At 46.0% G+C, this 8,574-nt stretch carries 14 protein-coding genes; 9 read left to right on the top strand and 5 right to left on the bottom strand.

All coding sequences use genetic code 11. The annotated features are described in order from the left end of the window. The first annotated feature begins 161 nt into the window (after positions 1 to 161). From AB5123_RS13275 to AB5123_RS13305, 7 genes are all read left to right on the top strand, one after another. Positions 162 to 734, top strand: coding sequence for a histidine phosphatase family protein (locus AB5123_RS13275; RefSeq protein WP_278643767.1), 573 nt, complete (start codon positions 162 to 164; stop codon positions 732 to 734). A gap of 19 nt (positions 735 to 753) precedes the next feature. Beyond that, positions 754 to 1,248 carry a nitroreductase family protein gene (locus tag AB5123_RS13280; RefSeq protein WP_256322602.1) on the top strand — a complete coding sequence of 165 codons (495 nt, stop codon included), beginning with the start codon at positions 754 to 756 and terminating at the stop codon, positions 1,246 to 1,248. 13 nt (positions 1,249 to 1,261) lie between these two features. Continuing rightward, positions 1,262 to 1,654, top strand: a complete 393-nt coding sequence (locus AB5123_RS13285) for a hypothetical protein (RefSeq protein WP_256322603.1) — start codon at positions 1,262 to 1,264, stop codon at positions 1,652 to 1,654. Positions 1,655 to 1,685: 31 nt separating this feature from the next. Next, positions 1,686 to 2,387: an SDR family NAD(P)-dependent oxidoreductase gene (locus AB5123_RS13290; protein ID WP_256322604.1), complete on the top strand. Its 702-nt coding sequence runs from the start codon at positions 1,686 to 1,688 to the stop codon at positions 2,385 to 2,387. Between the two features lie 15 nt (positions 2,388 to 2,402). Next, positions 2,403 to 3,122 (top strand): SDR family NAD(P)-dependent oxidoreductase, encoded by a 720-nt coding sequence (locus tag AB5123_RS13295; RefSeq protein WP_256322605.1) that lies wholly within the window; start codon positions 2,403 to 2,405, stop codon positions 3,120 to 3,122. 40 nt (positions 3,123 to 3,162) lie between these two features. Beyond that, on the top strand, positions 3,163 to 3,972 hold the full coding sequence (locus AB5123_RS13300) for an aldo/keto reductase (RefSeq protein ID WP_256322606.1): 810 nt from the start codon (positions 3,163 to 3,165) through the stop codon (positions 3,970 to 3,972). A gap of 258 nt (positions 3,973 to 4,230) precedes the next feature. Beyond that, positions 4,231 to 4,428 carry a DUF4314 domain-containing protein gene (locus AB5123_RS13305; protein ID WP_256322607.1) on the top strand — a complete coding sequence of 66 codons (198 nt, stop codon included), beginning with the start codon at positions 4,231 to 4,233 and terminating at the stop codon, positions 4,426 to 4,428. A 445-nt stretch (positions 4,429 to 4,873) separates the two neighbouring features. Here AB5123_RS13305 and AB5123_RS13310 read toward each other — a convergent pair whose 3' ends face one another. The 5 genes from AB5123_RS13310 to AB5123_RS13330 are packed head-to-tail and all read right to left on the bottom strand — an operon-like array spanning position 4,874 to position 6,422. Beyond that, a complete protein-coding gene (locus AB5123_RS13310) occupies positions 4,874 to 5,119 on the bottom strand; it encodes an HU family DNA-binding protein (RefSeq protein ID WP_256322608.1) in 246 nt (81 codons plus the stop codon). Further along, on the bottom strand, positions 5,119 to 5,304 hold the full coding sequence (locus AB5123_RS13315; protein WP_256322609.1) for a hypothetical protein: 186 nt from the start codon (positions 5,302 to 5,304) through the stop codon (positions 5,119 to 5,121). Before AB5123_RS13315 ends, AB5123_RS13310 begins: the two co-directional genes overlap by 1 nt. Then, on the bottom strand, positions 5,297 to 5,689 hold the full coding sequence (locus tag AB5123_RS13320) for a hypothetical protein (protein ID WP_256322610.1): 393 nt from the start codon (positions 5,687 to 5,689) through the stop codon (positions 5,297 to 5,299). Before AB5123_RS13320 ends, AB5123_RS13315 begins: the two co-directional genes overlap by 8 nt. Beyond that, positions 5,679 to 5,780 carry a DUF3789 domain-containing protein gene (locus tag AB5123_RS13325; protein ID WP_256322611.1) on the bottom strand — a complete coding sequence of 34 codons (102 nt, stop codon included), beginning with the start codon at positions 5,778 to 5,780 and terminating at the stop codon, positions 5,679 to 5,681. Before AB5123_RS13325 ends, AB5123_RS13320 begins: the two co-directional genes overlap by 11 nt. 18 nt (positions 5,781 to 5,798) lie before the next feature. Further along, the gene (locus tag AB5123_RS13330) at positions 5,799 to 6,422 is read right to left on the bottom strand and encodes a CHC2 zinc finger domain-containing protein (protein ID WP_256322612.1); all 624 of its coding nucleotides are present in this window, start codon (positions 6,420 to 6,422) and stop codon (positions 5,799 to 5,801) included. Between the two features lie 541 nt (positions 6,423 to 6,963). On the opposite strand from AB5123_RS13330, the gene mobC reads away from it, so the two are divergent. Continuing rightward, positions 6,964 to 7,302, top strand: a complete 339-nt coding sequence (mobC, locus tag AB5123_RS13335) for a plasmid mobilization relaxosome protein MobC (protein ID WP_256322613.1) — start codon at positions 6,964 to 6,966, stop codon at positions 7,300 to 7,302. Continuing rightward, positions 7,245 to 8,574 (top strand): relaxase/mobilization nuclease domain-containing protein (locus tag AB5123_RS13340; protein WP_368364943.1); only part of this gene is annotated, 1,330 nt, incomplete at its 3' end. The genes mobC and AB5123_RS13340, both read left to right, overlap by 58 nt.

The raw sequence follows: 8,574 nt of genomic DNA on the forward strand, positions 1-8,574 counted from the left end.
TTTATTTTATCAGATTTTTGCCTATCTCTCTTTTCTTTTTTCTTAATTTTGTCCAATATCTATTGTAGCACTACAAGTGTAGGTCAAGTCTTGATTCACAGTTTATTGACTTAATGCCTGCGGTATGGTATAATTGACATATATCTATTTTGAGGTGTCCCATGATATACATAATCCGCCACGGAAAAACCGAGCTTAACAAAGCAAACGTCCTGCAGGGGCGCAGCAACTATCCGCTTAATGATGAGGGTATAAAACAAGCGCAAAACGCCGCCGATATGCTCAAAGATATTCAATTTGACTATGTATTTTCAAGCCCGCTTATCCGTGCGGTGCAGACGGCGGAGATAGTTGTCCCCAATAAAAGGATAACTCTTTATGACCGCCTTATTGAAATGGATTACGGGCGTCACGAGGGTACTGACCTTAAAAATATGCCGGAGGAAATCCGTGTGTTTTTCAGCGATTTCGTACATAATCCTGCGCCTGAGAGTATGGAGCAGCTTTCGGAGGTGCTGAAAAGAACAGGAGAATTTCTTGATGATATTAAAAGTATTTCGGGAAATATCCTCATCTCGACACACGCTATTGCTATGAAAGGCATTCTTGAAAATCTGACGCCCGATTCGCAGGGCGGTTATTGGTCTAAGTACATCGGCAACTGTGCGCTGTATGTGGCTGACAATCAGGACGGACATATAGGTATCCCGACAGAATATAAATCAAAGAAATAATACAATGGGAGGTATCACCATGAACGAGATCTACACAAGAGTAAGTATACGCAAATTTGAGGACAGACCTGTTGAACCTGAGAAGATCACACAGCTTCTCAAAGCCGCTATGCAGGCACCCTCGGCAGGCAATCAGCAGCCGTGGGAGTTTTACGTTGTGACGGACAAGGAGAAGATAAAAGCGCTTTCCGAGAGCAATCCTTACGCAGGTTGTGCGGCAGGCGCACCTGTGGTCATTGTGCCTTGCTATAAGACTGAGGGTGCGAGATTTCCCATGTACTGCGAGATCGACCTGAGTATCGCTACTGAAAACCTGTGGCTTGAAGCCGCTTCACTTGGTCTTGGTGCGGTGTGGATAGGTACTGCTCCGCTGAAAGACAGAATGGAAAAGGTCGAAGCCGTCCTCGGAAATCCCGACGGGCTTCACGCTTTTGCGCTTGTTCCTGTGGGCTATCCTGCGGAGACAAAGGAACAGCAGGACAGGTTTGATGAGAGCAGGATACATTATTTGTGAGTTGGTATGAATTATGAAAACAGCAGTAAGATATTTTTCAAAAACGGGCAACACCAAAAGCATAGCCCGTGCCATTGCAGGCGGAGCTAAAACAAAGGCTGTGTCAATAACAGACGAACCGCAGCTCAAAGAGCACGTTGACACGCTGTTTCTCGGCGGTGCGCCATATGCGAATATAATGGCTCCGGAGCTGAGAAGGTATGCCGAAGAATTGTCAGCCGATAAGGTAGGCAAGGTGGTGCTTTTTACGACATCGAACTGGTCACGCAGGACGGTCTATGCTCTTAGAAAGCTGCTCACCGAAAAGGGCATAGCAGTCGAGCAGGAGCATTTTTATGCGCACATGCTGAACATCAGCGGCAGGCTCGATGAGGCTAAGGAATTTGGTCGGAAGTTTGCAGAATAAGGCTATATCGACTTTGTGAGGTGGATATTTTATGTTTGACAACAAAGTAGCCGTCATCACCGGTGGTGCAAATGGTATCGGCAAATGTATCGCCGAGGAATTTAAAAAGCATGGCGCAGAGGTCTGCGTTATCGACAAGGCAGAGGGCGATCATTTTGTCGGGGATATTTCCGACAAGGCGGTGCTTGAACGGTTTGCGGCAGAGGTCTTAGAAAAGTACGGTCACATCGACTATCTTATCAACAACGCCCTTCCGCTTATGAAGGGCATTGACGAGTGCAGCTACGAGGAGTTTCAGTATGCGCTGTCGGTGGGCGTTACTGCGCCGTTTTATCTTTCTAAGCTTTTTGCTCCATATTTCAGCAAAGGCGGCAGTATCATCAATATCTCCTCATCAAGAGACAGAATGAGCCAGCCGCAGACTGAGAGCTACACCGCTGCAAAGGGCGGCATTGCGGCACTCACTCACGCACTTGCTGTGAGCTTTGCGGGAAAAGTTCATGTCAATTCTATCTCTCCCGGGTGGATAGAAACCGGAGGAAAAGTGTATGAGGGTGCCGACGCTTATCAGCAGCCCTGCGGACGTGTAGGCGAGCCGCTCGACATCGCAAATATGGTGCTGTTCCTCTGCTCGGACAAGGCGGGCTTTATCACAGGCGAAAACATCTGCATTGACGGCGGTATGACTAAGCTCATGATATATCATGGTGACAATGGGTGGTCGCTGAACTGAAAACGGAGGGATCTTATGTCACAAAATGTTATGATAACAGGCGCAGGAAAGGCAGTAGGACTTGGCTTTAATATGGTGCTCAGGTACCTTGAAGCAGGTGACAATGTAGCAGCCACTGTACGAAAACCGTGTGCAGAGCTTGATGACCTGAAAAAACAGTATGGCGACAGACTCATAATACTTACAATGGATATTGGCAGCACGGCCTCGGTTCAGGCGGCGGCCGAAGAGCTTACGAAAAAACTCGATCACCTTGACCTGCTGATAAACAATGCTGTTACCGTTTCCCCTGACTGCGACAAGGGATTTTTTGAAGCAGACCTGGACTATATCGCACATACTGTAGATATTGCGGCAGTCGGACCCATGAGAGTCATCAAGGCTTTTTATCCGCTGCTTAAAAAGAGCAAAATAACAGCACTCATCATGAACATATCCTCCGAAGCCGGCAGTATCTCAAAATGCTACCGAACAAATATGATAGACTACGGCATGGCTAAGGCGGCACTCAACATGGCAACAATGAACCTTGTAAACACCTTCAAAGATGACAGGAGCATAAACATTTTCTGCGTTCACCCCGGCTGGATACGCACCGATGGCAGAGCAGACAACCCTGCTCCTCTTTCCTCTTATGAAGCGGCAGAGATACTGCGTCTGCTTTTTGAGACGAAACGCAGCGACTTTGATGGTCACAGGTTCATTACCAATCTCGATGAGGATTATCCGTTCTGAAAGGATAATATATATAAAATACAAACAGGAGGTGTTCTCTATGATTTATCAGGAGACCTACACGCTGGCAAACGGGAACAAGATACCGAAGGTCGCTCTCGGTACATGGCAGACCTCGGAGCAGGACGCCGAGAGAGTCGTAAAATACGCTCTCGACATCGGCTATCTACACATTGACACGGCTATTGCATACGGAAACGAAACCGGAGTCGGCAAGGGAATGAAAGCGAGCGGCAAGCCCCGTGAAAGCTACTATGTAACTTCTAAGCTGCCTGCCGAGATAAAGACCTATGAGGAAGCAGTTCAGCACATAAATGATTCTCTTGCAAGACTTGACACGCCCTATCTTGACCTTATGCTGATACATTGGCCCAAGCCCTGGGGCGGCGACCAGAGCAAAACATATTTTGAAGAAAACCTCGCCGTATGGAAAGCCTTTGAGGAAGCCTACGAAGCCGGAAAGCTCAAGGCTATCGGAGTTTCCAATTTCAGCATTGATGATCTGCAAAACCTGATCGGCAACGCAAGGATAAAGCCTATGGTAAACCAGATCAGAGTACATATCGGTCACGTGCCGCAGGAGCTTATGGATTTCTGCAAAGAGAATGATATACTCGTTGAAGCCTACTCCCCTAACGCTACCGGGCGGCTCTCGGGCAAGGCGGAGATCGAGGCTATGGCAAAGAAATACGGCGTTTCGGTTTCCCAACTCGCAAACCGCTTTGATCTTCAGCTTGGCACTCTTCCTCTGCCGAAATCTGTCCATGAGGAATACATCAAGGAAAACACCGAGCTTGACTTTATCATTAGCGATGATGATATGAAAGCTCTGCTTGCTATGACAGAATAATGACAGAATAATCAAAAAAGTATTGACATCTTCCGTCCAAAGTGCTATACTATTTATTGGCGGATGCCGTAAGGCGAAACGGCATTTGATGAGGACAAGGGCAACAGGGCTTCACGCCCGGAGATCGTAGGGCTGCTGCGTGGCAGCCCTCTTTCTTTTGTCCTAAAACCGTCATTCTGCCGATTGACACCGAGCCCTTAATATAGTATAATGATAGAGCTGTGTGTTACAGCATCTAAACACTCAGGAGAAAGTAAAATGGACGAATTAACAGTAGGTACAACGATCACACTCATCAAAGAAATAGATAGCACCAAGCCTGTCGGCTCAACTGCAACAGTTGTTTATATCGACGATTTCAAGCAGATCTTCGTTGACTGGTCGGACAGTAGTCAGGGGCAGTTCACAGAGGAGCAGCTTGAACAGTACTTTGAGATACCCACGAAAATAGCATGACCCCCTTTAGCAGCCGGCAGAGATGTCGGCTGCTGTATTTATGATACGACAAATGTGACTGTCTCGCTTCTTATCTTTTCGATATTCTTATTGATGTTAATCCGTCTTTTGTAGAACACCTTCATATTTTTTCTTCCTTTCGCTGTTTTATTTGATGTGACACCTCCCTTCTGCTTTCAAAAATATATTCTTCTGATTTTTGCCCATATAGGCAGACCGATCTATATGCGACGAAACATATAGACAGTTAGAGCAATTATCACACAGTTCTATTTCTATGCGCCTTTGTCAGTATCCTCTTTCTGTTCGTCATTATTCATGACTCTGTTCTCAAAGCTGTCGCACAGCAGAGAAAACAATTCATCCTTCAGCTTTGGGTTGCTGCCCTTGAAAGTAATAGTGACATCGCACTGTCCGTATCTGCGCTCTATCTTCTTTTCCTCGCTCAGACTATCCCCTCCCCTGCTGTAAGTGCCTGTTTCAGCGACTTGCTTGCGCAGAGCATAGCGTTCTTGTTGCCCTCCAGGTCGGTAACAACTGTAAACTTTCCAAAGCTGCCGATCTTTATTTCCTCACCCTCGGCAAGCACCTGCCGGATAGTGTCCATGACCGAATTTACATATCTGTAAGCGGTCATCTCGGAAACGCCCTTGCGCTTAGCGACCTCTTTCATAAATTCTATCGAATCCATTATGTTCTCCCCTTCCCTCTCACGATTTCCGTGACCGCCAGCATGACCTTGTAGTTCTGCATGATACCAAGTTCGGTGTTCAGCAGTTCGACGATTTTCTGTTCTGTCTTTCCTATATACTCTGCAAGCTCGTTTATGCTTACGCCGGCGAGTATCATTTCATTCTTTATTCTTTCGTTAGGCATTGATAGTCCCCTTCCGATCTTTCAGTTCTTTTCTGATAAAGATGATGTATCTGCGGCGAGTTCCGCCGATACGCTTTTCCGGACGGTATCTCATATCCTTCCGCATCACCCAGATGACCTTGATAAGGTTAGCCCTGAACAGGGTGTTGAGAATAAGCTGCATATTGGTGTGGGGCTTGCCCAACTTTGTGAGATAGTCATCGCACATACCAACAAGTACACTGGGTATAAGGTAGATGTAATCATCATCATAGTAGCCAAGCAGCGTTTTGTTTGGATCAAGTGCGTAATACTTATCTGTCGGAAGCAGGTATGTATGGCTATCTGCAACAAAGGTCTTTACGAGATACATAAAGATCTCTGTGTCTTTGTTATCAAACCTCATAGTCGTCACCCCTCTTGGCTGCTGCGAGCAGCGCTGCGGTGAAAAATCCGACAGTTCCGCCGACCATTGTACCTATAATAAACTTTATCATTACTTTTTCCTCCATATTTTACATAGCGTGTTTTGGCGCAGTCCGGCTGACAGCATCAAGCTGTTCCAGCCGCTTTTTTATGGTCAGAGGATAGTCTCTGTCCATTTCATAAAACCTACGCTGTTCACTCTCATTTCCATAGAGAAGCTTATCGAGATAGTATTCCGTGTAGCCCCGTTTGTTGATACTTTCAAGATAACGCTCATTGACCTTATCTATCGGGCTCCGGGGGTCATAGATCTTCTCCCAATAATTCAGCAGCTTTTTGTATTCCAGAAGCGTATGCACCGATTCATCGAGCCACAAGAGAAATGCCTCGTCTTTTTTGGGCTTTAGCAATCTTGGTTTTACGGGAATGGCGAGTTCTCCGTCATCAAGTCCCAGCCCCAGGTCGTGACTGATCTTTTTTGCAGCTTCAATATTTGTTAGTCCATATATCTTCTGAACGAAATCAACATGGTCTCCGTGCTCACCACAGCCGAAGCAATGGTAATGATCTTCATAGACTTTAAAGGAAGGGTTCCTCTCGTTGTGGAACGGGCAGCAGGCGAAGCCGCCCCGATCCACTTCCAGACCGTAATAGCGAACGAGGTCTTTGAGGTCTACCCTGTCTTTGATGTCTTGAAAGATATTGCTTGTCATATCTCCTCCCTCATTTTTGAAATTGAGCGAAGTCTTTTCATTAGGCAGACCGAGCGATATTCCGGCGAAAGAACATCGTGGTTGAAAACCTTCTCTCATAAGGTAGTACAAAAATCGGCATTTTTCGGAACCGTTTTTCCCGATTTTTCAAAAGTTTGTGATTTCTCACAAATCAGAATAATCCTCAGCAATGCTAATTTGTTTCATTCGTAGAACTGCTGTCTGAGTGGTTCCGAAAAACAGTCGATTCTGTACTACCTTATGAAAGGGGGTGTAAAAGTCGGCTGCATACGCAGCGGTCAAATGATATTTTGGGCGGCAGCCCATACGGGCTGATGTATTGAATGATATGGATAATGCCCTAATATTCGTTGCCAGCAGAAGCAAGTATAGAAAGTGGTGCATACTCACCACTTTCCCTCAAACCATTCGGGCGGAGCCCTCCGGTTTGTCTGTTAAGGGAACCCGTCGCCCTTAACACAAGCCCTCTTTCGAGGGAAACAAGAAATATACTACAGAAAACGAAAGGAGCAAAAGAAGTATGAGAAAGTACAAGCAAGTAAAAGAGAAGAAAATCACATTTGATATGAAGCAATGGGAGGAGGTCGAGAGAAGGGCTGATGCCTGCAACAAAACTACAACGTCTTTTATTCGTGATAAGGCTGTAAGTTCGGAGGTCAGGGTTTTAGACTTAAAGGGACTTGCCCCTTTGATAAACGGTATGAGGACTATTTCCAACAACATCAACCAGATAGCTCGAAAGGCAAATGAAACGAACAATCTCTATGCCGGGGACGTTGAAAAGCTCAGAAAGGAAGTGGAATGCTTATCCCATACGTTAAGTCAGTTTGTATCCACACTACAGTGGAAAAAAGTTTAAGGTACATACTGAATCCCGAAAAGACCGAGGATTTAGTGCTTACAGCTTCGGTCAATTGCTGCACCAACGCCCGTGATGCATATTTACAGATGAAAACAGTTTACAATCATTTTTCAAGAGATAGTTTTGACAGTCCTCCGCCGCTTTCAGGCAAAGGAACTGTAAAAGCGATTCACTATGTTATGAGTTTTGCAGATGAGGAGAATGTCACACCCGAACTTGCTCACAAGATAGCAAAGGCTTTTGTTAGAAAGAACTTTGGAGATGAAGTTCAAGCGGTCATAGCCACGCACGTTGACGCTTCGCACGTCCACAATCATGTGATAATAAATTCTTACTCGCTGTCGGGACAGAAGTATTATGCCAACCGCAGCTCTTTACGCCAACCAAGGGAAACCATCAACGGTGTATGCCGGACCTTTGGAGTGAAACCTGCGCTGAATTTTGAAAACAAGGGGCGGTCGGTAAGCTACTATGAATGGAGTCAGAACAAAAAAGGCACTTCGTGGAAAGAACAAATACGACAGGAGATCGACAAGCTGATACCCTCGGTCAACTCGCTTGATGAGCTTTTACAGGTGCTTGAAGAACGTGGATATGAGGTCAAGCGTGGCAAGTATATTTCTATCAAAGCACCCGGGCAACAGAGATTTGTTCGTACTAAAACGCTCGGTGAGGAATATACCGAGGATAGCTTAAACACACGCATTCTTTATCGTGAGGTGGGTGCCGGAACTACGCCCTCACAGAACGAGCAGACCAAACTAAGCGAAGCCTATGCCGCCATTCTGCATGATGTTAGGATACTTGCCGGACAGCGGAAGAAAGTCCCTCGCAAGCGAATAGTCACGACGGAATACTCGGTTGAAAATGACCTTGATGTTTATAGACTGTCGGCACAGCTTTCGGTAATCAGCAAAGATAATATCTGTTCTATCGGTGACTTGGAGGGCAGAATCGCAAAGCTGAGAACTGAATACGAAAAGCAGCGGCAGGAGATAAACGAGCATATTGAGGAATACAACCGAATGGTGAGTCTGCTCGAACAGGCACCGCTTTTTAAGGAGTTGTCTAATAAGGGCAAGCTATCGGACACTGAGCAGCTACAGCTCAAAGTTTGCAGGCAGGCTTTGGAGCAGAATGATATTCACTTCCCTGCTGATGTGGACAGTATGCGTGAAAAGGCTCTTCAATTGTACCCGCCCAATAATCCCCCATTCCCTAAAACCAAAGATCCCCGAGTCCGAAACTCGGGGATATATTTCACGGTAA

This window comes from Ruminococcus sp. RTP21204st1_B2_RTP21204_210225 (assembly GCF_040914135.1).
Classification (GTDB): Bacteria; Bacillota; Clostridia; order Oscillospirales; family Ruminococcaceae; genus Hominimerdicola; species Hominimerdicola aceti.

Coding starts and splice junctions, on each gene's coding strand:
- AB5123_RS13325 (WP_256322611.1), bottom strand. CDS start 5,780: ATGATAAAGTTTATTATAGGTACAATGGTCGGCGGAACTGTCGGATTT.
- AB5123_RS13320 (WP_256322610.1), bottom strand. CDS start 5,689: ATGAGGTTTGATAACAAAGACACAGAGATCTTTATGTATCTCGTAAAG.
- AB5123_RS13275 (WP_278643767.1), top strand. CDS start 162: ATGATATACATAATCCGCCACGGAAAAACCGAGCTTAACAAAGCAAAC.
- AB5123_RS13310 (WP_256322608.1), bottom strand. CDS start 5,119: ATGGATTCGATAGAATTTATGAAAGAGGTCGCTAAGCGCAAGGGCGTT.
- AB5123_RS13295 (WP_256322605.1), top strand. CDS start 2,403: ATGTCACAAAATGTTATGATAACAGGCGCAGGAAAGGCAGTAGGACTT.
- AB5123_RS13315 (WP_256322609.1), bottom strand. CDS start 5,304: ATGCCTAACGAAAGAATAAAGAATGAAATGATACTCGCCGGCGTAAGC.
- AB5123_RS13305 (WP_256322607.1), top strand. CDS start 4,231: ATGGACGAATTAACAGTAGGTACAACGATCACACTCATCAAAGAAATA.
- AB5123_RS13330 (WP_256322612.1), bottom strand. CDS start 6,422: ATGACAAGCAATATCTTTCAAGACATCAAAGACAGGGTAGACCTCAAA.
- AB5123_RS13285 (WP_256322603.1), top strand. CDS start 1,262: ATGAAAACAGCAGTAAGATATTTTTCAAAAACGGGCAACACCAAAAGC.
- AB5123_RS13300 (WP_256322606.1), top strand. CDS start 3,163: ATGATTTATCAGGAGACCTACACGCTGGCAAACGGGAACAAGATACCG.
- mobC (WP_256322613.1), top strand. CDS start 6,964: ATGAGAAAGTACAAGCAAGTAAAAGAGAAGAAAATCACATTTGATATG.
- AB5123_RS13280 (WP_256322602.1), top strand. CDS start 754: ATGAACGAGATCTACACAAGAGTAAGTATACGCAAATTTGAGGACAGA.
- AB5123_RS13290 (WP_256322604.1), top strand. CDS start 1,686: ATGTTTGACAACAAAGTAGCCGTCATCACCGGTGGTGCAAATGGTATC.